Below are 22183 nucleotides of genomic sequence, written 5' to 3'. Positions count from 1 at the left end.
GGAGGCGTGGATCAGTGGGAGCGAGGGTCGAGGCGGTCGCGCAGGCCGTCTCCGAGGAAGTTGAAGCCCAGCACGGTGATCACCACCGCGATGCCCGGTGCGGTGGCCAGGTGCGGGGCCACGAGGAGGTACTGAGCGCCCGCCTCGAGCAGGGCGCCCCAGGAGGGGGTCCCCGGCGGGACCCCCAGGCCGAGGAAGGAGAGGGCGACCTCGGCCAGGATCACGCCGGGCAGCCCGAAGGTGGCCTGGACGATGATCGGCCCGGCGATGTTCGGGACCAGGTGCTTGAGGAAGATGCGGGGGGTGCGCGCGCCGAGGGCCCGCGCCGCCAGGACGAACTCCCGCTCCCGCAGGGCGAGGACCTGCGCCCGGGCCAGGCGGGCGTAGCCCACCCACCCGGTGAGGGCGAGGGCCAGCACCAGGTGCTCGATGGCGGGCCCCAGCACGGCGGTGATGAAGATCGCCAGGAGGATGCCGGGGAAGGCCAGGAGGATGTCGACGATGCGCATCAGCACCTCGTCGACCCAGCCGCCGAAGTAGCCGGCGTAGAGCCCGGCCAGCACGCCGAGCAGGACCGAGATCAGGGTCGTGAAGAGCGCGACGTAGAGCGACACCCTCGCCCCGTGGAGCACGTGGGTGAGCACGTCGACGCCGTTGTCGCCGGTGCCCAGCGGGTGGGTCCCGGTGGGGCCGGTGAGCTCGGCGGGCAGGTCCATCGCCTCGGGAGAGAAGGGCGAGAGCCAGGGGGCGAGCAGGGCGGCCACGCAGACGATGGCCACCAGCAGCCCGCCGGCGTAGGCGCCGGGGTAGCGTCGGGCGCCGCGCGTGAAGACCTGCCAGCGGCTCACCGCGCCGTCCCTCCGACCCGCACCCGCGGATCCACCAGGCCGTAGGCCAGGTCGGTGAGCAGGTTCACCCCCACGTAGAGGGTGGTGAAGAGGAGCACGCAGGCTCGCACCGTGTTGTAGTCGCGCTGCTGGATGGCGGTCAGCAGGAGGGTGCCCATCCCCGGCCAGTTGAAGATCTTCTCGGTGACGATCGCGCCGGCCAGGAGGGTGCCGAACTGCAGGCCCACGATGGTGATCACCGGGATGAGGGCGTTGCGGACGATGTGTCGCCAGACCACCGTGCGCTCGGAGAGGCCCTTGGCGCGCGCGGTGGTCACGAAGTCCTCGCGATCCACGTCGAGGACCGAGGCCCGGGTCATCCGGGAGAGCATGGCCATCATCGCCAGGCCGAGGGTGAGGGCGGGAAGCACGATGGTCGTCGGCCCGGGCTCGCCGAGGGCGGGCAGCCAGTCGAGTTGGACGACGAAGACCAGGATCAGCAGGGGACCGAACCAGGCCCGGGGCAGGCTCACGCCGGTCAGCGAGAAGAGCATCGCCGCGTGGTCGCCGGCCTTCCCCCGCTTGCGGGCGCTGTAGACCCCCAGGGGGATGGCCAGGAGCACCGCGAAGAGCACGGAGACGACGGCCAGGAGGATCGTCCGGGGCATCTTCTCGGCGATCCGTGGCAGCACCTTGGTCTGGAAGGGGGGCAGGGAGGTGCGCAGCTCACCGCTGGTGAGGTCCCGGACGAAGATCCAGACCTGCTCCGGGGCGCTCCGATCCAGCCCGATGGCGGCGCGCAGGGCCTCCCGGTCGACCTGCTCGGCCTGCTCTCCCAGCATCACCTCGATCGGGTCCCCCGGGATGAAGTTCAGGAAGAGGGTGACGATCAGGGTCACGCCGGCCAGGGAGACCAGGGTCGAGGCGAGGCGGCCGAGGAAGAAGCGGCTCAAGGCAGCGACACTCCAGCCAGGGGAGTGAAGAAGCCGAAGGGAGAGAGCTCGAAGCCCTCGGTGCGGCGATGCACGATGGCGAGCTGATCCTCGTGCCAGAGGGAGACGTAGGGCAGATCGCGGGCGAGGTGCTCCTGCACCTCGGCGTAGAGCGCGGCGCGGCGCTCTCGGTCGAGCTCCCGGGCGGCCTCGTCGATCAGGCGGTCCACCTCCGGGTTGCGGTAGGCGCCGCGGTTGCCACCGGTCCACTCGTTCTCCTCCGAGGGGATCGAGTCCTGGTGGAAGACCCACTGGTAGAGGTGAGGCTCGATCACCGGCGTCCACTTCAGGGTGATGATCTCGAAGCGGCCCCGCTTCACGTCTCCGTAGAAGGTGCCCCACTCGTAGGCCTGCAGATCGACGCCGATCCCCACGGCCTCCAGCTGGGCGGCGAGCACCAGGGCCACCGACTTGCGGAAGCGGTCGGTGGAGGTCTTGTAGGAGATCCGGAAGCGCACCTCGGGGCCGTCGTCGTCGGGGTCCGGCAGGCCGGCGGCGTCGAGGAGGGCCCGGGCCTTCGCGGGATCGTAGGCCGGCGCCGCGGAGGCCCGGTGGGCCCAGTGCCCGGCCGGCAGCATCGAGTCGGCGAGCTTCGCGGCGCCCTTGAACTTGAAGCGCACCAGCGCCTCCCGGTCGATGGCGTGGGCGATGGCGCGCCGCACCTCGGGCCGGGCCAGCAGGGGGTGGTCGAGGTTGAAGGCGAGGTAGGCGTAGCCCGGCCCGGGCCGCTGCTCTACCTCGAGGAGCTCCGAGCGGGCCATGCGCGGCAGGAGGATCGGCGAGACCCCACCCGGCAGGAGATCGATCTCGCCGTGGAGGGCGGCGAGGACCCGGGTGGTCTCGTCCCGCACGACCGTGAAGACCAGCCGCTCCACCCCCGGCCGCCCGGCGTGGTGATCCTCGTAGGCCTCGAGGACGATGGTCTCCTCGTCCGGCCGGCCCGCGAAGCGAAAGGGTCCGGCCCCGATGGGGTGCTCCCGGGCGCCCGGGCCCTCCCCGCTCGCAGGCCGGGGCACGATGCCCATGGTCAGATCCAGGAGGATGGGCGCGAAGGGCTCCGCCAGCTCGATCTCCACCGTCCGCGCATCGATGGCCTCCACCCTGGCGATGGCCTGGTACTTCGGGCCCAGGGGCGAGCCGGCCTCCGGATCCTTCAGCGAGCCGTAGGTGTAGACCACGTCGGCGGCCTCGAGGGGGCGGCCGTCGTGGAAGCGCAGGCCCTCGCGCAGGACGAAGCGGTAGCGTTTCTCACCGATCCGCTCGAAGGACTCGGCCAAGTCCGGGGCGATGCTGCCGTCGTCGGCGATGCGGACCAGCCCCGGGGCGATGAGGCTGGCGATCCGCTGGGCGGTGGCCGAGAGGGTGTAGCGCCGATCCAGGGTCTCGGGGGCCGCGTCCACCACCACCCGGAGGGTGTCCGCGGGCGGGGCCGGCGCCCGGCAGGCGGGGACCAGCAGCGAGAGGGAATAGAGCAGCAACCATGGAGGTCGGCATTTTGCGGGCCGCGGATCCACCGTGGTACCTTACCCCCACTTCGAACACCGCCCGAACCGAAAAAGTCCCGATTTGAAGGCGGTTGAGTGATCCAGGGACGCAAAGAAGGCCGGGGTTCCAGGCGAGTGCGGCGCAGCAGCGGAAGGACGATGAGACGGACGATCCTCTCCCCCCTGGTGGGTGTGATGGCCGCCTTCCTCCTGCTGCCTGCGCTGGCCGAGCCGGTGGGCTCCGACGGCCCCCGCCGGCGCCTCGACGCCCAGGAGCAGGTCGCCGCCCGCCAGGAGCTCGCCCGGGTCATCGGCAAGGCGATCCACGACTCGGGCTTCGACGACGCCCGGGTCGGCATCCACGTTCGCTCGGTCAGCGATGGCACGACCCTCTACGCCCGGGCCGCCGACACCCTCCTCAACCCGGCCTCCAACATGAAGGTGGTCACGGCGGCGGCGGCCCTCGAGCTGCTCGGCCCCGAGTTCCGCTTCGAGACCGAGCTCTACGGCCTTCAGGCGATCGGCTCCGACGGGGTGCTCAAGGGCAACCTCTACGTGAAGGGGGAGGGGGACCCCACCTTCGTCTCCGAGCGGATGTTCCGCCTGGTGGAGGATCTCTGGCAGCTGGGGCTTCGCCGCATCACCGGCGACATCATCATCGATGACACCTACTTCGACACCGTGCGGGAGGGGCCGGGGTGGGAGCAGGAGAGCTCGGATCGGGCCTACATCGCCCCCACCGGCGCGGTCTCGCTGAACTACAACGCCGTCGCCATCCATGTGCGCGCCGGGACCAAGGTCGGAGAGACGGCCGTCGTCGCGGTGGATCCCGCCTCGGACTACTTCGTGATCGACAACCGGGTCACCACCTCCGCCGAGCGCACCCGGCGCCGGCACATCCCTTCCTCCATCGGCGAGGGTACCCGGCAGCGGATCATGGTGCGGGGGCGCCACCCTCTCGACGGTGCCCCTGGGGTCTACTACCGGCGCATCGACAACCCGCCGGTCTACTTCGGCCACACCCTCAAGGAGTACGCCAAGCGGCGAGGCATCAAGTTCGCCCGGGGCCGGGTCAAGCTGGGGACCGTACCCGCCAACGCCGAGCTCCTCCACCGCTCGCTGAGTCAGCCCCTGGGCCGGATCGTCTCGACGATGAACAAGGTCTCCCAGAACCACATCGCCGAGCAGCTCCTCAAGACCGTGGGCGCCGAGGCCATCGGTCCCCCCGGGAGCTGGCCCCGCGGTGTGCAGGCCGTCGAGGCCTTCCTCGAGAAGGAGGTCGGCATCCCGCGCGGGGCCTACGTGATGAAGAACGGCTCGGGGCTCAACGACACCAACCGCTTCTCTCCCCGGCAGATGACCGCGATCCTCGCCCACACGGCGAACCACTTCCAGGTGGCGCCCGAGTTCGTGGCCTCCCTGGCGGTGGCGGGCCGGGACGGCACGACCCAGTATCGCCTCGACGACACCGACACCGCCGGACGGGTGCGCGCCAAGACCGGCACCCTGGAGAACGTCTCGGCCCTCTGCGGCTATGCCCGCACCCTCTCCGGGGAGACCGTGGCCTTCTCCATCCTCGTGAACGATCACCCGGGTCGCTACTCGACCATCATCGAGGGCGTGGACACCATCGCCGCGGCGGTGGCCACCTACGGTGGGCAGCCGCGCCCCACCACCAGCAACCTGGCGCTCGGCAACGGCCCCCAGGAGGACGATCAGGCGATCCAGGATCGCCTCCAGACCTACTCCAGCCTGGGCAGGGCGAGGGACCCGCGCAACGTGCGCTTCCTGCGCTCGGCGCTGCGCACGGAGAAGGACCCCCTGATCCGGGCGGTGGTCGCCGAGGCGATCTTCCTCTCGGATCCGGACGTCGGACGCCGGATCCTCCTGGACACCTTCGCGCCGACGACCGAGCTCCTCGGCAGGCTGCGCTCCCTGACCTACTCCCAGGATCGAGCGGGCACGCCGGTCCTCACCTCGGTGGCGGACGTGGCGGCCGAGGGCGACGAGACGGCGCTCGACCGCCTGCTCTCGGCGGCCTACGCCGGGCGCGAGGACGTCGGGCTGGTGGCCGAGCTGGCGGTGACCCTGGCCGAGGTCGCCCGGACCGCCCCCGAGGAGATCCTCTCGGCGCTGCTGCGCACCGAGGCTCCGCAAGGAAACACCGTGGTGCGGATCCTGGCCGAGGGCATCCGGGCCGCCGGCCCCGGGAAGCACCCGCTGAACAAGGTGGTCAAGGAGCGGGCCGCGGCCGAGGTCGATCCCGAGGCGCGCGTGCGCCTGGAGGCGATCCGGACCGAGGTCGACCTGGCCCGGCAGCTCGCCACGGAGCCGAAGGCCCCCGAGGCGAGGGGCGCGGGCCCCCAGGCGCTGCCGGCACCCTCCCCTGGCGCAGCTGCCCTGGGCGCGGCGGTGCGAGCGACGAGCGGCGGATGAGTCAGGCCGCGGGTCTCCTCCTCCTCGCCACCACCCTGGTGGCCGTGCCGGCCGAGTTCCCCGCACCCGAGGCGCTGGAGCCGAACGTCCGGTTCTGGGAGTCCGTCTACTCGAGGTACCGGAGCGACCAGGTCGTGATCCACGACACCCGGCACCTGGACGTCGTCTACCACGTCTTCGACCTGGGCCCCTTCTGGCTCTTCCCGGACACCGGCACGAGCGAGGAGCGCCTGGCGCGGCGGGCTGGCCGCAAGGCGAAGATCGAGGAGGAGCTCGCCCGGGTCGGCGCGGCGCTGGGAGAGATCGAGGCAGCCCGGCGCCGCGGGGCCCGGCCGGAGGGCTTCGCTCGTGAGCTCCACGATCGGCTGGAGGAGGCCGGTCGGCTCGAGATGATCGCCGGTGCCGCCGGCCGTCTACGCTGGCAGTACGGGCTGGCCGATCGCTTCCAGGGAGGCATCGCCCGCTTCGAGGCCTGGGAGGAGCTGGTGACGGCGGAGTTCGCTGCCGCGGGCCTGCCCCGGGAGCTCACCGCGCTGCCCTTCGTCGAGTCGCTCTTCGATCCGGGCGCGCGCTCGCACGTCGGCGCGGCGGGCATCCTCCAGCTGATGCCGGCCACGGCCCGGGAGCTGGGCCTGCGTCGGGGGCCGGGCTACGACGAGCGGCGTGATCCGATCCTGGCGGCCCGGGCGGCCGCCAGGATGCTCCGGCGCAACTACGAGCGCCTGGGCAACTGGCCGCTGGCCCTGACCGGCTACAATCACGGCCCCAACGGCGTGGCCCGGGGTGTGAGGCAGGTGGGCTCGAGCGATCTGATCGATCTCATCGCTCGCTACAGCTCGCCGAGCTGGGGCTTCGCCAGCGAGAACTTCTACGCCGAGTTCCTCGCGGCGCGCAGGGTCCTCGATGCTCGCGCCGAGCACTTCGGTGACTGGGTGGCGAGCCCTCCGGTGCGCCTCCATCCCCTGGAGCTCCCGCGCAGCGCGACCCTCGATCAGCTCTACCGGGGGCCTTGCCTCGAGCAGGGTGAGCAGGAGACCTTCGCCCGCCTCAACCCCGCCCTCGACGAGGCGGCCCTGGCCGGGAGGATCTCGCTGCCGCAGGGTCTGCGGGTCTACCTGCCCCGGGATCCGGCGCCGCGCTCCGCCTCGGCCTGCCTCGCGAAGAGGGTCCTTGCCTCGCCGAAGCTGGAGCCTCCCGAGCCCGAGCCGGCGGCCGAAGCCGAGCTCGAGCCCGAGGTCGAGCCGGAGCCGGAGCCGGAGCCGGAGGTCGAGCTCGAGGCTCCTCCGGAGCCCGAGCCGGGACCGACGCCCTCCCTCGCGGAGGATCCCCCGGAGGAGCCCGCCGTGGAGCCCGCCGACCGGTCAGAGGACGAAGGTGACCGGGAGTCCGAGGACGAGGCAGAAACCAGAGAAGAAGGGGGAGCAGGCCCGGACGGCCCCACTCCCCCTTCGTCGGATCCGGAAGCCTCGGCGGGCTAGCTGATCGTCCAGGAGCTGCCCGAGGTGAGCAGGTCGTGGAGGTCGGCCTTCTTGCCGTCCGGCTTGGCGTCGGCGATCTGCTTGTGCAGCATGTCCTCGTAGGTCGGCCGCTCGACGGCGCGGAAGATACCCACCGGCGTGGGCAGGACGCCGTCGAGACCCATGCGCGAGAGCATGAAGGCGTAGGAGGGATCGGGCGACTTCGGGTCGTGCTTGAGGATGGCGTCGATGCCGACGTCCTCGACCCGCACGGCCTTGGGCTGACCCAGCTCGTCCAGGACGATGCCCTTCTCGTTCTTCTCACCGAAGAGCAGGGGCTTCCCCTCCTCGAGGTAGAGCACGTTCTCGGCCTTCACCGAGCGCTCGGTCATGTGGTTGTAGGCGCCGTCGTTGAAGATCAGGCAGTTCTGGTAGATCTCCATGAAGGAGGTGCCCTTGTGGAGGGCGGCCGCCTTGAGGATCTCCGAGACGTGCTTCGCGTCCCGATCCACCACTCGCGCGATGAAGGTGCCCTCGGCTCCGAGGGCGACGCTCACCGGGTTGAAGGGGTGGTCGATGGAGCCGAGCGGAGAGGACTTGGTCTTCTTGCCCGTCTCGGAAGTCGGCGAGTACTGCCCCTTGGTCAGGCCGTAGATCCGGTTGTTGAAGAGCAGGATGTTGATGTCCGGGTTGCGACGCAGGGTGTGGATGAAGTGGTTGCCGCCGATGGAGAGGGCGTCACCGTCACCCGTGGCGACCCACACCGAGAGCTCGGGGCGGGTGGCCTTCACGCCCATCGCGATGGCCGGAGCGCGGCCGTGGATGGTGTGGAAGCCGTAGGTGGCCATGTAGTAGGGGAAGCGCGAGCTGCACCCGATGCCCGAGACGAAGACGTAGTCCTCCTTCTTGTAGGGCAGCTCGGGAAGGGTCCGCTGCACGGCTGCGAGGATGGCGAAGTCGCCGCAGCCCGGGCACCAGCGCACGTCGATGCCAGCGTCGAAGTCCTTCTTGGTCAGCTTCACGGGAGTGTCGGTCGTTGCTGTGGAAGTCATGTCGGTTACCCCAGGAGCTCGTTGGCCTTGGCCATGATGTCGGCGGTCTTGAGCGGAAGGCCCCGGGCGATGCCCAGGGAGACCAGGTTGTCGGCGAGGAACTCGAGGCGCAGGAGCTTGTCGAGCTGCCCGAAGTTGATCTCGGGGACGAGCACCTTGTCGAACTTCTTGAGCGTCTCACCCACCTTCGCGTGCATGGGGAAGAGGTGCCGCAGGTGCATCTGCGAGACCGACTTGCCCTCCTTGCGCAGCCGCTCGACGGTGGTGGCGATGACCCCGAAGGTTGAGCCCCAGCCGAGGATGAGGAGCTTGCCGCTATCGTCCCCGTTGATCTCGGGGGCCTCGATGTCCTTGGCGATCCGGCGGATCTTCTCGGCGCGGTAGCCGATCATCTTGTGGTGGTTGTCCGGATCGTAGGAGACACCGCCGGTGACGTCCTGCTTCTCCAGACCACCGATGCGGTGCTCGAGGCCGGGCGTGCCCGGGATGGCCCAGGGCCGCGCCAGGGTCTTCTCGTCCCGGGAGTAGGGCTGGAAGGTCGCCGGATCGTCGGCGAACTTCACGTTGATCTCGGGGAGCTCCTCGAGGGTGGGGACCCGGAAGGGCTCGGAGCCGTTGGCGAGGTAGCCGTCGGTGAGGAGGATGACCGGCGTCATGTACTTCACGGCGATCCGGGCGGCCTCGACCGCGGCGTGGAAGCACTCCGCCGGGCTGCGGGCCGCCAGGACGGGGACCGGCGCCTCACCGTTGCGGCCGTAGATCGACTGCATCAGGTCGGCCTGCTCGGTCTTGGTGGGCAGGCCGGTGGAGGGGCCGCCCCGCTGCACGTTGACGATGACCATCGGCAGCTCGGCGATGACGCCCAGGCCGATGGCCTCGGTCTTGAGGGCCAGGCCCGGACCGGAGGTGGTGGTCAGGGCGAGGTGACCCGCGAAGGAGGCGCCGACCATCGAGCAGGCGGCGGCGATCTCGTCCTCGGCCTGGAAGGTCACCACGTCGTGGTGCTTCAGGTAGGAGAGCTCGTGGAGGATCTCCGAGGCCGGGGTGATGGGGTAGCTGCCCAGGAAGAGGGGGATGCCGGCGCGCTCGGAGGCGGCGACCATCCCGAGGGCCACGGCGCGGTTGCCGTTCAGGGCGGTGTAGGTGCCCGGCTCGATGTTCTTGCGCGAGCCGACCTCGTAGCGCCCCTGGAAGATCTCGGCGGTCTCGCCGTAGGCGTGGCCGGCCTTGAGGGCGAGCGCGTTGGCCTCGGCGAACTTCTCCTTGCCCTTGCCCTTGAACTTGTCGGCGATCCAGTCGAGCGTCGGCTGGAGGTCCCGGCTGTACATCCAATAGAGGACGCCGAGGGTGTAGAAGTTCTTGCAGCGATCGATCTGCTTGGGGGTCAGCTCAGTCTCGGAGAGCGCCTGGGCGGTCAGCGCGGTGATGTCGATCTCGATCACCCGGTAGCCCGAGAGCGAGCCGTCGTTGACCGGGTTCTCCTCGTAGCCCGCGATCTTCAGACCGCGATCGGTGAAGGCGCCGGAGTTGACGAGCAAGGTGCCGCCGCTCTTCACGTCGTGCAGATAGCGCTTGAGCGCCGCGGGGTTCATGCAGACCAGGACGTCGAGCTCATCGCCCGGCGTGTAGACCTCCTTGCTGGAGAAGGCGACCTGGAATCCGGAGACACCGGCCACGGTGCCGGCCGGCGCGCGGATCTCGGCGGGGTAGTCCGGCAGCGTCGAGAGGTCGTTGCCGGCCATCGCGCTGGTGTTCGTGAACTGGGTGCCGGTGAGCTGCATGCCGTCACCCGAGTCGCCCGCGAATCGGATGATGACCTGATCGAGCTCGGTGGTGGCGGTCTCGGTGTTCTTCGCCTCTGGTGTTGCCATCGACTTGCCTCGCCCGCGTTCTGGAGCACGGGGGGTAGAGGGGGAGAGGTTGGGGAGCGAACGCCGACCGACCGAGAAAACGTCCTCGAAACGAGGCCGATCCGGGGGCCGAACGGGGCGGAGCATGGCACGACGCGACGCGTTGCGCCACCGGGGAAAAAGGGGTTTTTCCCGGATTTTTCGCGGTCCGGGATCAGCCCTCGAGGAGGGCCTCCAGCACCGCCTGCGCGTGCCCCTTCACCTTCACCTTGGGCCAGGCCCGCAGCACCTTCCCCTGCGGCCCGACCAGCACCGTCGAGCGCAGAATCCCCTCGAAGGAGCGGCCGTAGAGCTTCTTCTCCCCCCAGGCGCCGTACTTCTCGGCGACCACGTGGTCCGGGTCCGAGAGGAGGACGTGGGTCAGCCCCTCCTTCTCCCGGAAGCGGGCCAGGCGCTCGGGGGCGTCCGGAGAGATCCCCAGGACCACCGCGCCGGCCTTCTCGAAGGCCTTCAGCGAGGCCGAGAAGTCCCGGGACTCGGTCGTGCAACCCGGGGTCATGGCCTTCGGGTAGAAGTAGATCACCACCGCCTTGCCGCGGTGGTCCTTCAGCGCGTGCTGCTCGCCGTCATCGCCCTTCAGGCTGAAGGCGGGGGCGCGCTTGCCCACGAGGTCCATGAGGGTAGCCATGGCCGGAGACTAGAACGTTTCGCTTCCCTTGACAGGACCCCGACCCAGGACCATCGTTTTGGAGAATCGTTATCCATCGGGAAAGAGGTGGGCCAAGATGCTGAATTCAGAGCAGATCCAGGAGCGAGTGGACGCCTTCGTCGTCGCCTGCCGCCAGAACGGCTACTCGGTCACCCCGCAGCGGCTGGCCCTCTACCGGGAGCTCGTCTCCACCGATCAGCACCCCTCCCCGGAGATCCTCTTCGAGAAGGTCCGGGCCCAGATGCCCACCCTCTCCCTGGCGACGGTCTACAAGGCCGTGGACACCTTCCGGGCCCTGGGAGTCATCGCCGACGTCAGCCCCCTCCACGATCGGATGCGCCTCGACGGCAACACCGAGCCGCACCACCACCTCATCTGTGTGGACTGCAAGCGGGTGGTCGACCTCTCCAGTGGCCTCCTCGACCAGCTGAAGGTCCCGGCCGAGCAGGCGAGCGGCTTCGAGGTCTTCACCCACTCCGTGCAGTTCACCGGGCGCTGCCCGGACTGCGGCAGCGCGGGCTAGCCGGTCCGCGACGGCCGGCTCCCGGGCCTCCCCCTGGATCGGGGGAGGTCTACCTCCATTCCCTAATCAAGAACGATTCTCCATAAGGAGAGTCATCCCGCAAACCCGAGAAGACCCCCAGCAGGGCAGGAGACGTGAAGATGGCAGAGCTGAAGGGAACCAAGACCCACGAGAACCTCAAGGAGGCCTTCGCCGGCGAGTCGCAGGCGAACCGCCGCTACCTCTACTTCGCCAAGCAGGCGGACGTGGAGGGCTACCCGGACGTGGCGGGCCTCTTCCGGGACACCGCCGAGGGTGAGACCGGGCACGCCCACGGCCACCTCGAGTACCTGGCCCAGGTCGGCGATCCGGCCACCGGTGAGCCCATCGGCGACACCGAGGCCAACCTGAAGTCGGCGATCGCCGGCGAGACCTACGAGTACACCGAGATGTACCCGGGCTTCGCCAAGACCGCGCGCGACGAGGGCTTCGAGGAGATCGCCGAGTGGTTCGAGACCCTGGCCAAGGCCGAGAAGTCGCACGCCGGCCGCTTCGAGAAGGGTCTCTCCGAACTTGATTAGTCGGGGGAGCGTCAGCTCCCCCGAACCCCCAGCTCGAGACGGGGGTGGATAGCTCCACTCCCTTCGCCGGCTGGGCGCCGCCTCCGGTCGCTCCGAATCGAGCGCGCCGGAGGCAAGGGCCGCCGGCGAGGGATCGCGGCGGCCCTTCGTGTTATCCCCCTCGAGTTCGCTCCCTCGAACCGCTCCCACTCTCACAGGAGACGTTCGCCATGCGAGGCTTCGACCCCAAGCACCCCGACTTCTTCGATCGAGACGACCTCGACCGGGAGATGGATCGGATCAACGACATCTGTCACGGCTGTCGTCTCTGCTTCAACCTCTGCCCCTCCTTCCCGGCGCTCTTCGACGCCATGGACGAGAACGAGTACGAGCACGCCTCGGAGCTCACGGCGGCCGAGCGGTGGCGGGTGGTGGACCTCTGCTACAACTGCAAGCTCTGCTTCCCGAAGTGCCCCTACATCCCGCCCCACGAGTACGAGCTGGACTTCCCGGCGCTGATGCTCCGGGCCAAGGCCGTCCGGGCCAAGCACGAGGGGCTCACCACCCAGGATCGCTTCCTGGGGAACCCCGGCCTGGTGGGGAAGATCGGGGGCATCGCGCCGAAGCTCACCAACGCCGTGAACACTCCGGGCAGCCTGCCCCGGAAGATGCTCGAGCTGACGATGGGCATCGCCGCGGAGCGCAAGCTGCCCCCCATCGCCGAGGAGACCTTCTCGGCCTGGTTCGCGCGGCGCGGCCCGAGCCGCCCCCGGGAGGACGCCCCCCCGCAGGGGACCGTGGCCCTCTTCCACACCTGCTCGGTGGAGCAGCACTGGCCGGGCACCGGCAAGGCGCTGGTCGAGGTGCTCGAGCACAACGGCTTCGAGGTGGTGATCCCCGATCAGAAGTGCTGCGGGATGCCCGCCCTGGACGGCGGTGACATCGAGACCGCCCGGGCCTGGGGCCTGACGAACCTGGAGGCCCTCCACGCCGCCGTCGAGGCCGGGCAGGAGATCGTCGTCCCGGGGCCGAGCTGCTCCCTGATGATCCGCAAGGACTACCCCGAGCTCCTCGGCGACGATCGGGCGAAGGTGGTGGCCGAGCACACCCACGACGCCGGCGAGTTCCTCTGGAAGCTGCACAAGGAGGAGCGCCTGGTCGAGGAGTTCGTCTGGCGGCCCGAGAGCGTGGCCTACCACCAGCCCTGCCACCTCAAGGTCCAGAACATCGGGGTGCCGGCCCAGCGGCTGATGAAGCTGCTCGGCGCCAAGGTGACCATCGTGGACCTCTGCTCCGGCATGGACGGCACCTGGGGCATGAAGAAGGAGTACTACGAGCTCTCGTCGAAGCAGGCGAAGAAGCTGGTGGGCCGGATCGAGAGCGCGGGCGCCGAGCTCACGGCCTCCGACTGCTCGATGGCGGCCCTCCAGGTGGAGGACGCCGGCGCCCCGCGCCCCCTCCACCCGATCGAGATCCTCCACCGGGCCTACGGGCTCGCGCGGGAAGAATGAGAAAGGAGTGAAGCGATGAAGCCGATCACCACCGAGACGATCCTGCCCCTCGGGGCCTATCTCCAGGTGCGCGAGCAGATGCGCCGGGACATCATCGAGCACAAGAAGAACCGCCGGATCGAGGTCGGGCCGCAGGTCACCTTCGTCTTCGAGGATCGCAAGACCACCCTCTTCCAGGTGCAGGAGATCCTGCGCTGCGAGGAGATCACCGACCCCGAGGCCATCGCCAGCGAGCTGGCGATCTACAACGGCATCCTCCCGGACGACGGGCAGCTCTCGGCCACCGTGATGATCGCCTTCTCCTCCACCGCGGACATCCGGGCCGAACGCAAGAAGCTGGTGGGCATGATGGAGAACGTGAGGCTCCGCTTCGGAGATCACGCCCTGCCGGCCCGCTTCGAGGAGGGGCGCGAGACCGAGGAGCGCATCTCCGCCGTGCAGTACATCTCCTTCGAGTTCGACGCCGCGGCCATCGAGGCCTTCGGCGCCGCCGACGAGGTGGTGCTGGCCATCGAGCACCCCGGCTACGAGCACCAGACCGTCCTCTGGCAGGGGATGAAGGACTCCCTGCTCGGCGATCTGAGCTAGGGGCCTACTTCCGCGCCTTCTTGGCCGCCTTCTTCTTGGTGGCCTTCTTCGCGGTCGCGGGCTTCTTCGGAGCCGTCGCGGTCCTGGCGGGCTTCTTCGACGCCTTCTTCCCGGCCGGCTTGACGCCGTTTCGGGCGGAGGACGTGACCCGGGCCGCGGCGGGGTAGGTCAGCTCCATCCCCTCCCGGGCGGCGATCGCGCCGGGGAAGACCCGGCGGGCCGCCCGCTCGATGCCGGCGACCTCCCGGTCGGTCCGCTCGGGGAGGTGGTGGAAGATGATGAACTGCTTGACCTTCGCGGCCTTCGCGATGTCGACGCCGGCGCGCCAGGTCGAGTGGCCCCAGCCGATGTGACCGGCGTACTCGGTGTCGGTGTAGGTCGAGTCGTAGATGAGCGCGTCGGCGCCGCGGCAGAGCTCGATCAGCGGCCGATCGAGCGCCGGGTCGTGCTCGATGTCGGTGGCGTAGACCACCGCCCGACCGTGGTGATCGATGCGGAAGGCCAGCGCGTCGTTGGGGTGGTGCAGCCGACAGGTCGTGACCCTGGCGTCGCCCACCATCACCTCGCTGCCCGGGATCAGCTCGTGAGAGCGCAAGGTGGAGCGGGCCTCCTGCTCCATCGTCACCGGGAAGTAGGGACCGCGCATCTGTCCCTTGAGGATCTGCAGGACGTCCTGGTCGTCCTTGGTCTCCCCGTAGAGGTTGATCTCGTTCCCCGGCACGAAGAGCGGGCCGAAGAAGGGGAACCCCATGATGTGGTCCCAGTGATAGTGGGTGAAGAAGACGTGGGCCGTGATCGGCATGTCCCGCAGGAGCCGGTTGCCCAGCTCCCGGATGCCGCTGCCGGCATCGAAGATCAGCAGGTGCTCGCCCGCCCGGACCTCGATGCAGGAGGTGTTGCCACCGTAGCGGGGGGTCTCCGGCCCCGGCGAGGGAAGGGATCCGCGCGTTCCCCAGAAACGCACGGTCAGTTCGCCGCCATCCCGATACATGGAAACCCGCCTTTCCACCGGGAGGCACCGCTGTGGCACCGATCCCGGAGTTCCTCACTATCCACTGGAGAGGCTCGCTAACCGCCTGAAACGAGCCCCGGTTTTCCGAATCTAGCCCTGCCGGGAAGGGCCGATCAAGAAAAAGGCCCTCGCCTCCACGCATCGGTCGGCCACGGGGCTGGCTCCAAGAGTCGAGGCCAGTCGAGTGCTCCGCCGATCCGGCAGCCAAGCGCTAAACCTAGGAAACCTCTGGGAAAAAGTGTGTGACCGGGATCACGTTCAATTTTTTGTGAGAATCGTCATTTTTCCTATTGGCAAATCATTCTCTGTTAGGTTAGCTTCTCGATCGTAGGGCGAGGACAACGACTCCAAGGAGGCTCCCAATGTCCAAGTCGATTCTCGAAGACCCCGAGTACCTTCGCTACGTCCGTGAGATTCAGCGGCACGACCTGCTGACCCCCGAGGAGGAGCGCGAGCTCGCCCGGAAGGCCCGGGCCGGCGACCGCAGCGCCGAGGAGCGGCTGGTCACGGCCAACCTGCGCTTCGTCGTCAAGGTGGCCCTCCAGTACCGGGGCTACGGGCTGCGCGCCCTGGACCTGATCCAGGAGGGCAACCTCGGCCTCATGCAGGCGGTCGAGAAGTTCGATCCCGAGCGGGGCTTCCGCCTGGTGACCTACGCCGTCCACTGGATCCGGGCCTACATCCGGGCCTACATCCTCAAGCAGTGGTCGATGGTCCGGGTGGGCACCACCCACGCCGAGCGGCGCCTCTTCTACCGCCTGCCCAAGGCGAAGCGGGAGCTGGGTGAACTGGCGAACGGCGACCCGAACGAGGTCCTCGCCATCCTGGCCAACCAGCTCAACGCCACCGAGGAGCAGGTCCGCTCCGCCGAGCAGCGGGTCTACGGCCGCGACATGTCCCTGGCCACGCCTCTGGCGGCCACCGAGGGGGATCGCACCCTCGAGGACGTGCTGCCCGACCTCGGCCCCGATCAGGACGAGGTGGTGACCGCCCAGGTGGAGCAGGATGCCCTTCGTGGCGCCATCGACAAGGCGCTGGCCGATCTCGGCGAGCGGGAGCAGTACATCATCCGCCGCCGCTTCCTCGCCGACGAGAAGGTCACCCTCCAGGAGATCGGTGACGAGCTCGGCCTCTCCCGGGAGCGGGTGCGGCAGCTCGAGGCGCTGGCCAAGGAGCGGATCGGCAAGCTGCTCAAGCGGGACACGCCCGAGCTGGTGGCCGAGGCGCTCGCCTAAGTTTTTTGGTGTGATTCGACTTGCGCCGGGCTGTCACCTTCGTGGGGTGACAGCCCGGTCGCGTTTTGGGGTTCGCGGATCGAGGTTGCAGGTACCTCCTTGCGGTGCCACCCTGGTTGATCGATGGACGAGCATCGACTCTTCAGCCTGGACGAGGCGAACGCGACGATCCCGCACCTCTCGGCCGCCTTCGAGCGGCTGGAGCGGCTGCGCGAGAAGATCACCGAGGCCTACCGGCAGATGACCGCGGGCGGCCTGCGGGTCGAGGACGAGGACGAGATCCACGCCCTCGATCCCTCCGAGCTCGGCCCCGAGCTCCGGTCGGTGGCCGCGCGCTTCAAGCAGATGGTGCGCGAGGTCGAGCGCACGGTGGGCGCCATCCACGCCATGGGCTGCGAGATCAAGGATCTGCGGATGGGGTTGGTGGACTTCTACTCCGTCATCGACGGAGAGCCGGTCTACCTCTGCTGGCAGTATGGAGAGGACGAGGTCGCCTTCTACCACTCCCTCCAGGGGGGCTTCGCTGGACGTCAGCCCCTCCCGGGCCGCCAGAGCACCGGGATCGTCTACAACTAGGTTCCTCCTCATGGTCGAGATCCTCGCTCGCACGCCGCTGCCCACCCGCCACGGGCTCTTCGAGTGCATCGCCTTTCGCCGCGGCCCCCGGCCGGGGAGCCTCAAGGCGCCCGAGCCCGAGGATCCCTGCGAGGTGAACCTGGCGATGGTGGTCGGCGATCCGGAGGGCGCCGAGGAGCTGCTCTGCCGGGTGCACTCGGCCTGCTTCACCGGGGAGGTCCTCCACTCCCTGAAGTGCGACTGCCGCTCCCAGCTCGACGCGGCCCTGGCCGCGGTCGCGGGTGAGGGCCGGGGGATGGTGATCTACCTGCGGCAGGAGGGCCGGGGGATCGGCCTGGTCGACAAGCTGCGGGCCTACGCCCTGCAGGAGGACGAGGGCCTGGACACGGTGGACGCGAACCGCGCCCTCGGCCTGCCCGACGACACCCGGCGCTACGACTCCGCGGCCGAGCTGCTCGGGCACCTCGGCGTGAAATCGATCCGCCTGCTCACCAACAACCCCTCCAAGGTCGAGGGGTTGAGCGCGGCGGGCGTGAAGGTCGTGCGGCGCGAGGCGCTGGTCGTGCCGCAGTCGGAGGAGGCGCGCGCCTACCTCGACACCAAGGTCGCCCGCATGGGCCACCTTCCGGACTAGTAGGGGGGAGCTATGCTCCCCCCTACCACCCCCCAGCTCTGGCCCGGGGTCTCGGGGACCGCTGCGCTGCGGCGGCTGCGCGCCGCCTTCGCGCGCTTCTGCCGCGGGTGGGGCGGGCGTGGACCGCTCGCCTAGAGCGAGAAGATCTTGCCGGGATTGAGGATCCCGGCCGGATCGAAGGTGTCCTTGAGGCGGCGCTGCAGCGCGATGAGCGCGGGGCTCTGCTCGAGGGGCAGGTAGTCCCGCTTCGTCAGGCCGATCCCGTGCTCGCCAGTGATGGTTCCGCCGAGGCCGACGGCCAGCTCGAAGAGGGCCACGACGGCGCGATCCACCGCCTCGCCCTTGCCCGGATCATCCCAGAGCAGGTTGGCGTGGAGGTTGCCGTCGCCGGCGTGGCCGTAGACCGCGCAGGCGAGGCCCTCGCGCGCGGCGATGGCGTGGATGCCCTCGATGCAGGCCGGGATCGCGGCGAGGGGGACGGCGATGTCCTCGGCGATCTTGTGGGCGTGAGCCTCGCGCAGGGAGGGGGAGAGGATCCGGCGGGCGCCCCAGAGCTCGTTCTTCTGGGAGAGGCTGCGCGCCACCAGCACCTCGTGGGCGCCGGCCTCGCTGGCGAGCTCGGCCACGACGCCGAGCTCCTCGAAGACGGCCTCGCCGTGGCCGTCGAGCTCGAGGAGGAGGGCGGCCGCGTCTCCCTCGGGGAAGGGGAAGGCGGTCTTGCCCCGGACGGCGTCGATAGCGGCCGCGTCCATCAGCTCGAGTGCGCGCGGGACGTGCCCGGCCCGCTGGATCGCCAGCACGCCGCGGGCGGCGGCGTGCACGTCGGGGAAGAAGCAGAGCGCGGTCTCGACCCGGGTGGGCAGGGGCCGCAGCCGCAGGGTCACCTCGGTGATCACCGCCAGGGTTCCCTCGCTGCCCACCAGGAGGCCGGTGAGGTCGTAGCCCGCCACGCCCTTCAGGGTCTGGCGGCCGACGCGCAGGATCGTGCCGTCGGCCAGCACCGCCTCGACCCCCAGCACGTGATCTCGGGTGACGCCGTACTTGCCCGCCCGGGGACCGCCGGCGTTGGTGGCGACGTTGCCGCCGAGGTGGCAGCTCTCCAGCGAGTTGGGGTCCGGGGGGTAGAAGAGGCGCTCGGCCTCCACCGCGGCGTGCAGCTCCCCGAGGATCATCCCCGGCCGCACCCGCACCGTGAGGGAGGCCGGGTCGAGGGCGATGATGCCCTTCATCCTCTCCAGGGAGAGGACCAGCCCGCCGGCCAGCGGGATGGCGCCGCCGGCCCTTCCGGTGCCTCCCCCCCGCGGAGTCACCGGCACCCTCGCGGCGCTGGCGGCCGCGAGGATCAGGGAGACCTCCTCGGTGGTGGTGGGGCGGGCGAGGAGATCGGGGAGGTGGGGCGCGGCCCCGGACTCGTCGCCGCCATAGGTCTCGAGGAGCTCGGGGTCGTCGCGGAGCACGCCCTCGGGCAGCCTCGGGCCGAGCGCGTCCCGGAGCTTCTGCAGGGAAGCCGGCGAGGGCCGCGGCAGCGGCGCGTTCATCTGCGAGACCGTCGCCACGTTCTAGTGGGTGCCCCAGCGGCCGGCGCCGCCGAGGCGATCGGCGACGTTCCGGGCGCCATCGGAGGCCATGGCCATGATCGTCATCTGCGGGTTCACCACCAGGGAGGAGGGGAAGATGGACCCGTCGGAGACGAAGAGCCCGTCGAGGTCCCAGTGCTCCAGGCCCGGGTCGATGACGCCCCGCTCGGGCCCGACGCTCATCCGGCAGGTGCCCAGGGGGTGGAAGGCCGAGAGCTCGAAGTGCTTGGCCCGGATGTCGCTCGCCTTCAGGCGCTCGATCTCCCTGGCGTCCTCGAGCTCGTCGACCCCCGCCACCGGGGTGAAGACCTTCCGGGCGCCGGCGGCGAAGAAGACCTCGGCCAGGATCTGGGTGCCGCGCTTGAGCCGCTCCACGTCCTGCTGGTTGGCCGAGTACTGGATGCGAAGGCTGCCGCCGGGCCCCGGCCGCACCTTGCCGGTGCCGCTGTCCTCGATGAGGAAGCCGAAGAAGGCGAGGTGCGCGTACTGCTCCATGATCTCGGTGAAGCGGCTCCCCACCTGGGCCAGGGCCATTGCGCCGTAGTCTGGAGGGACGCTGGCGCCCTCGAAGAGCAGGCCCTCGTCGTGGAAGTGATCGATGGTGTGCGCCTGAGGGACGCCCTCCCAGAGGCGGATCTCCTCGTCGAAGAGGGCACCGCACTTGGCGGCGGGGTGGATCGTGAGGTTGTTGCCCAGCGCGCCGGAGGCGCCGGCGAGGCCGTTCTTCATCAGCAGCACCGGCGTGGCGAGGCTGCCGCAGGCCAGGACCACCGCCGAGGCCTTCACGGTGAGGGCGCCGCCCGAGGCCGTGCGGGCCACCACCCCGGTGGCGCGCCGGCCCTCCCGCAGGATCGTCTCCACCCGGGCGCCGGTGAAGAGGCGGACGCCGCGCTCGAGGGCGCGGGGCACGAAGGAGAGGTCCATCGACTGCTTGGCGCCGGTCGGGCAGCCGAAGCAGCAGACCCCCGAGCCCTCGCAGCCCTCGGCGTTGCGCATCAACGGGTGGTGCGAGTAGCCCAGGGCCTCGCAGCCCCGGGCGATGACCTCCGCCACCTTTCCCTTCACCGCGTCGGCAACGGGCTGCACCTTCAGGAAGCGCTCCAGCTCGTCGTAGTGGGGGGCCAGGTGCTCGGGGGTGAGGTGGGAGAGGTGGTGCTCCTCGCGCCAGCTCTCGAGCACGTGCCCGGGCACGCGGTAGCAGGTGCCCGAGTTGATGGTGCTGGTGCCGCCCACCGTCCGGCCGATGGGGACCGGGATGCCCGGCACGCCCAGGGCGACGGTCATGCCGCCGTCGCGGTACATCAGCTGGGACATCTGGAAGGGGCGGCGGGTGAAGTCCTGGCGCCGGTAGTGCTCGCCCTCCTCGAGGAGGACCACGGCGACTCCCGCCTCGGCGAGGCGGCTGGCCATCACCGCGCCGCCGGGGCCCGAGCCCACCACCACGACCTCGGCGTCGATCACCTCCCCGGCGTGCTCCTCGGCCGCGGCCATCTGCTCGGCGTAGCAGCGGGGCAGGGGGACGGGGGCCGATGGGGGCTCGGGGACGTAGCCGACCCGGGCGCACATCTCGGGGCTGGCGTAGTGGGCCACCTTGATCGGGGTCAGGACGGCGCGGAGGATGCCCCGGCGGATGAAGCTGCGCGAGGCCGACCAGCGCTCGACGAAGGCCTGGGCCCGCTCGGGGGTCAGGCGCGTCAGCGGACGGAGGGTCGAGAGCAGGCTGCCCAGCTGCACCACGAGGATCAAGAGCCGGTAGCCGAGCCGCCCCACCGCGGGGGTGCCGGCGAAGAAGCGCTCGACCCGCTCGGCGACCTCCTCGTCCGGCGCGGGAAGGTGCTCGCCCGCGGGCATCGCCGCGCGGGCCAGCGCCGTCAGGACCCGGCGGGTGCCGCGCCCGAGGGTCGGCGTGTTCTGGGGGGTCGGGGCGAGGACCTCGCCCGGGGCATCGGTGGTCGCCATTCGCGAGCGAGTCTACTCCCGGCGGCGGCGAGAACCGAAGGGATTCCGGGCACCTGCGCTGACACCGGTGTCAGGCCTGGACGGCCTCCGGGTCGGCGAGCAGCTCCCGCTTCGCCTCGTCCTCGCGCGCGGCGACCTCCAGCTCGAAGCCCACCAGGCCCGGCGAGTCGCGCAGGGTGGTGAAGGTCTCCTCGGGGATCGTCTGGAAGACCTCGACCACCGCCGGGTCGAACTGGGTGCCGCCGCAGCGGACGATCTCCTCCACCGCCAGCGCGTGGGTGCGGCCCGCGCGGTAGGGGCGGTCGGAGACGATGGCGTCGTAGGTGTCCGCCACCGAGAAGATGCGGGCCCCCAGGGGGATCTCGAAGCCCCGCATCCCCCGGGGATAGCCCGTCCCGTCGAACTTCTCCTGGTGGGAGAGGATGATCTCGGCGGCGACCTGGAGGTAGGGGATGTCCTTGACGATGTCGTAGCCCACGTCGGGATGCTTGCGCATCTCGACCCACTCGTCGGGGGTGAGCTTGCCGGGCTTCAGGAGGATCTGATCGGGCACGCCGATCTTGCCGATGTCGTGGAGGAGCGCGCCGCGGGCGATGTCCATCAGGAGGGTGCCGCGGATGCCCATCCGGGCGGCGATGGCCGCGGTGAAGCGCATCACCCGCTGAGAGTGCCGGCCGGTGTCACGCTCCCGCGCGTCGAGGGAGCCGGCGAGGGCCTCGAGGGTCGCCTGGTAGGCGTGGTCGAGGTTGCGCAGGGCCTCGGAGAGCTGCTCGGCCTTCAGGGCCACCTCGGCCTCGAGGCCGAGCCGGTAGCGGTGATCGTCGATGAGGCGGCCGCGCCGGTGGAGGGCGCGCCGCACCGAGGCGTAGAGCTCGGCAGCGCGGAAGGGCTTGGAGACGAAGTCGTAGGCCCCGCGCCGGAGGCACTCCACCGCCATCTCGGTCTCGGCGAAGCCGCTGACGGCGATCACCGCGGTGTTGGGGCGGTCGGCCAGGATCTGATCGATGAGCCAGACTCCGTCGTGGCCGGGCATCTTCAGGTCGGTGATGACCAGCTCGAAGCCCATCTCGAGGAAGCGCTTCTGGCCGGCCTCGGCGTCCACCGCCGTCTCGCAGTAGTACCCCTCGGGCTCCAGGAGATCGACGAGGACCTCGCGGATGGCCGGGTCGTCGTCGACGACCAGGATCCGCTCTACTGCACCGGTGACGTCAGGCTCGCTCAT

Annotated in this window: 19 protein-coding genes; 9 read left to right on the top strand and 10 right to left on the bottom strand. The window is 70.1% G+C overall.

The window, feature by feature from the left end; genetic code table 11:
- Nucleotides 1-11: 11 nt before the first annotated feature.
- Genes P1V51_09300 through P1V51_09290 form a run of 3 tightly spaced genes read right to left on the bottom strand, consistent with a single transcriptional unit; the run spans nt 12 to nt 3297 of the window.
- Nucleotides 12-848 carry an ABC transporter permease gene (locus tag P1V51_09300; GenBank protein ID MDF1563228.1) on the bottom strand — a complete coding sequence of 279 codons (837 nt, stop codon included), beginning with the start codon at nt 846-848 and terminating at the stop codon, nt 12-14.
- On the bottom strand, nt 845-1780 hold the full coding sequence (locus P1V51_09295; GenBank protein ID MDF1563227.1) for an ABC transporter permease: 936 nt from the start codon (nt 1778-1780) through the stop codon (nt 845-847). Before P1V51_09295 ends, P1V51_09300 begins: the two co-directional genes overlap by 4 nt.
- Nucleotides 1777-3297, bottom strand: a complete 1521-nt coding sequence (locus P1V51_09290; GenBank protein MDF1563226.1) for an ABC transporter substrate-binding protein — start codon at nt 3295-3297, stop codon at nt 1777-1779. Before P1V51_09290 ends, P1V51_09295 begins: the two co-directional genes overlap by 4 nt.
- Before the next feature lie 165 nt (nt 3298-3462).
- Here P1V51_09290 and dacB point away from each other — a divergent pair, with 165 nt between their 5' ends.
- Both dacB and P1V51_09280 read left to right on the top strand, forming a co-directional pair.
- The gene (dacB, locus tag P1V51_09285) at nt 3463-5739 is read left to right on the top strand and encodes a D-alanyl-D-alanine carboxypeptidase/D-alanyl-D-alanine-endopeptidase (GenBank protein ID MDF1563225.1); all 2277 of its coding nucleotides are present in this window, start codon (nt 3463-3465) and stop codon (nt 5737-5739) included.
- Nucleotides 5736-7217 (top strand): lytic transglycosylase domain-containing protein, encoded by a 1482-nt coding sequence (locus P1V51_09280; protein MDF1563224.1) that lies wholly within the window; start codon nt 5736-5738, stop codon nt 7215-7217. Before dacB ends, P1V51_09280 begins: the two co-directional genes overlap by 4 nt.
- Here P1V51_09280 and P1V51_09275 read toward each other — a convergent pair.
- The 3 genes from P1V51_09275 to bcp form a co-directional block, all read right to left on the bottom strand.
- Nucleotides 7214-8248 (bottom strand): 2-oxoacid:ferredoxin oxidoreductase subunit beta, encoded by a 1035-nt coding sequence (locus P1V51_09275; protein ID MDF1563223.1) that lies wholly within the window; start codon nt 8246-8248, stop codon nt 7214-7216. The two genes, P1V51_09280 and P1V51_09275, sit on opposite strands and share 4 nt — an antisense overlap.
- 5 nt (nt 8249-8253) lie before the next feature.
- Nucleotides 8254-10119 (bottom strand): 2-oxoacid:acceptor oxidoreductase subunit alpha, encoded by a 1866-nt coding sequence (locus P1V51_09270; protein ID MDF1563222.1) that lies wholly within the window; start codon nt 10117-10119, stop codon nt 8254-8256.
- Between the two features lie 193 nt (nt 10120-10312).
- The gene (gene bcp / locus P1V51_09265; GenBank protein MDF1563221.1) at nt 10313-10786 is read right to left on the bottom strand and encodes a thioredoxin-dependent thiol peroxidase; all 474 of its coding nucleotides are present in this window, start codon (nt 10784-10786) and stop codon (nt 10313-10315) included.
- Nucleotides 10787-10883: 97 nt separating this feature from the next.
- On the opposite strand from bcp, the gene P1V51_09260 reads away from it, so the two are divergent.
- The 4 genes from P1V51_09260 (at nt 10884) to P1V51_09245 (ending at nt 13968) form a co-directional block, all read left to right on the top strand.
- Nucleotides 10884-11330 carry a transcriptional repressor gene (locus tag P1V51_09260; GenBank protein ID MDF1563220.1) on the top strand — a complete coding sequence of 149 codons (447 nt, stop codon included), beginning with the start codon at nt 10884-10886 and terminating at the stop codon, nt 11328-11330.
- A gap of 140 nt (nt 11331-11470) precedes the next feature.
- The gene (locus P1V51_09255) at nt 11471-11890 is read left to right on the top strand and encodes a rubrerythrin family protein (protein ID MDF1563219.1); all 420 of its coding nucleotides are present in this window, start codon (nt 11471-11473) and stop codon (nt 11888-11890) included.
- Nucleotides 11891-12099: 209 nt separating this feature from the next.
- Nucleotides 12100-13380: a heterodisulfide reductase-related iron-sulfur binding cluster gene (locus P1V51_09250; GenBank protein MDF1563218.1), complete on the top strand. Its 1281-nt coding sequence runs from the start codon at nt 12100-12102 to the stop codon at nt 13378-13380.
- A 15-nt stretch (nt 13381-13395) separates the two neighbouring features.
- Nucleotides 13396-13968, top strand: a complete 573-nt coding sequence (locus P1V51_09245) for a DUF3501 family protein (protein ID MDF1563217.1) — start codon at nt 13396-13398, stop codon at nt 13966-13968.
- A 4-nt stretch (nt 13969-13972) separates the two neighbouring features.
- Here the strand turns inward: P1V51_09245 and P1V51_09240 are convergent, their stop codons facing one another.
- Nucleotides 13973-14932: an MBL fold metallo-hydrolase gene (locus P1V51_09240; protein ID MDF1563216.1), complete on the bottom strand. Its 960-nt coding sequence runs from the start codon at nt 14930-14932 to the stop codon at nt 13973-13975.
- A 410-nt stretch (nt 14933-15342) separates the two neighbouring features.
- Between P1V51_09240 and P1V51_09235 the strand changes: the two genes are divergently transcribed.
- The 3 genes from P1V51_09235 to ribA all read left to right on the top strand — a co-directional run bounded on the left by P1V51_09235 (nt 15343) and on the right by ribA (nt 17425).
- The gene (locus P1V51_09235) at nt 15343-16215 is read left to right on the top strand and encodes an RNA polymerase factor sigma-32 (GenBank protein MDF1563215.1); all 873 of its coding nucleotides are present in this window, start codon (nt 15343-15345) and stop codon (nt 16213-16215) included.
- Nucleotides 16216-16338: 123 nt separating this feature from the next.
- Entirely contained in the window at nt 16339-16791 is a 453-nt protein-coding gene (locus P1V51_09230) for a DUF2203 domain-containing protein (GenBank protein ID MDF1563214.1), read from the top strand.
- 10 nt (nt 16792-16801) lie between these two features.
- Nucleotides 16802-17425, top strand: coding sequence for a GTP cyclohydrolase II (gene ribA / locus P1V51_09225; protein ID MDF1563213.1), 624 nt, complete (start codon nt 16802-16804; stop codon nt 17423-17425).
- 131 nt (nt 17426-17556) lie between these two features.
- On the opposite strand, the gene P1V51_09220 is transcribed toward ribA, so the two are convergent.
- The 3 genes from P1V51_09220 to P1V51_09210 all read right to left on the bottom strand — a co-directional run bounded on the left by P1V51_09220 (nt 17557) and on the right by P1V51_09210 (nt 22183).
- Nucleotides 17557-18963: an FAD-linked oxidase C-terminal domain-containing protein gene (locus P1V51_09220; GenBank protein ID MDF1563212.1), complete on the bottom strand. Its 1407-nt coding sequence runs from the start codon at nt 18961-18963 to the stop codon at nt 17557-17559.
- 21 nt (nt 18964-18984) lie between these two features.
- Nucleotides 18985-20961 (bottom strand): GMC family oxidoreductase, encoded by a 1977-nt coding sequence (locus P1V51_09215; GenBank protein ID MDF1563211.1) that lies wholly within the window; start codon nt 20959-20961, stop codon nt 18985-18987.
- 70 nt (nt 20962-21031) lie between these two features.
- Nucleotides 21032-22183 carry a response regulator gene (locus P1V51_09210; protein ID MDF1563210.1) on the bottom strand — a complete coding sequence of 384 codons (1152 nt, stop codon included), beginning with the start codon at nt 22181-22183 and terminating at the stop codon, nt 21032-21034.

Source organism: Deltaproteobacteria bacterium (assembly GCA_029210625.1).
In the GTDB taxonomy this organism is placed as follows: Bacteria; Myxococcota; Myxococcia; order SLRQ01; family SLRQ01; genus JARGFU01.
The sequence above is the reverse complement of the archived record's forward strand: the minus strand, read 5'-3'. Positions and strand labels throughout refer to the sequence as shown.

What these genes read in the sequence shown, in the direction of transcription:
- P1V51_09245 (MDF1563217.1), top strand. Translation starts at nt 13,396, where the DNA reads ATGAAGCCGATCACCACCGAGACGATCCTGCCCCTCGGGGCCTATCTC.
- dacB (MDF1563225.1), top strand. Translation starts at nt 3,463, where the DNA reads ATGAGACGGACGATCCTCTCCCCCCTGGTGGGTGTGATGGCCGCCTTC.
- P1V51_09210 (MDF1563210.1), bottom strand. Translation starts at nt 22,183, where the DNA reads ATGAGCGAGCCTGACGTCACCGGTGCAGTAGAGCGGATCCTGGTCGTC.
- P1V51_09260 (MDF1563220.1), top strand. Translation starts at nt 10,884, where the DNA reads ATGCTGAATTCAGAGCAGATCCAGGAGCGAGTGGACGCCTTCGTCGTC.
- ribA (MDF1563213.1), top strand. Translation starts at nt 16,802, where the DNA reads ATGGTCGAGATCCTCGCTCGCACGCCGCTGCCCACCCGCCACGGGCTC.
- P1V51_09215 (MDF1563211.1), bottom strand. Translation starts at nt 20,961, where the DNA reads ATGGCGACCACCGATGCCCCGGGCGAGGTCCTCGCCCCGACCCCCCAG.
- bcp (MDF1563221.1), bottom strand. Translation starts at nt 10,786, where the DNA reads ATGGCTACCCTCATGGACCTCGTGGGCAAGCGCGCCCCCGCCTTCAGC.
- P1V51_09255 (MDF1563219.1), top strand. Translation starts at nt 11,471, where the DNA reads ATGGCAGAGCTGAAGGGAACCAAGACCCACGAGAACCTCAAGGAGGCC.
- P1V51_09235 (MDF1563215.1), top strand. Translation starts at nt 15,343, where the DNA reads ATGTCCAAGTCGATTCTCGAAGACCCCGAGTACCTTCGCTACGTCCGT.
- P1V51_09270 (MDF1563222.1), bottom strand. Translation starts at nt 10,119, where the DNA reads ATGGCAACACCAGAGGCGAAGAACACCGAGACCGCCACCACCGAGCTC.
- P1V51_09275 (MDF1563223.1), bottom strand. Translation starts at nt 8,248, where the DNA reads ATGACTTCCACAGCAACGACCGACACTCCCGTGAAGCTGACCAAGAAG.
- P1V51_09280 (MDF1563224.1), top strand. Translation starts at nt 5,736, where the DNA reads ATGAGTCAGGCCGCGGGTCTCCTCCTCCTCGCCACCACCCTGGTGGCC.
- P1V51_09250 (MDF1563218.1), top strand. Translation starts at nt 12,100, where the DNA reads ATGCGAGGCTTCGACCCCAAGCACCCCGACTTCTTCGATCGAGACGAC.
- P1V51_09220 (MDF1563212.1), bottom strand. Translation starts at nt 18,963, where the DNA reads ATGAACGCGCCGCTGCCGCGGCCCTCGCCGGCTTCCCTGCAGAAGCTC.
- P1V51_09230 (MDF1563214.1), top strand. Translation starts at nt 16,339, where the DNA reads ATGGACGAGCATCGACTCTTCAGCCTGGACGAGGCGAACGCGACGATC.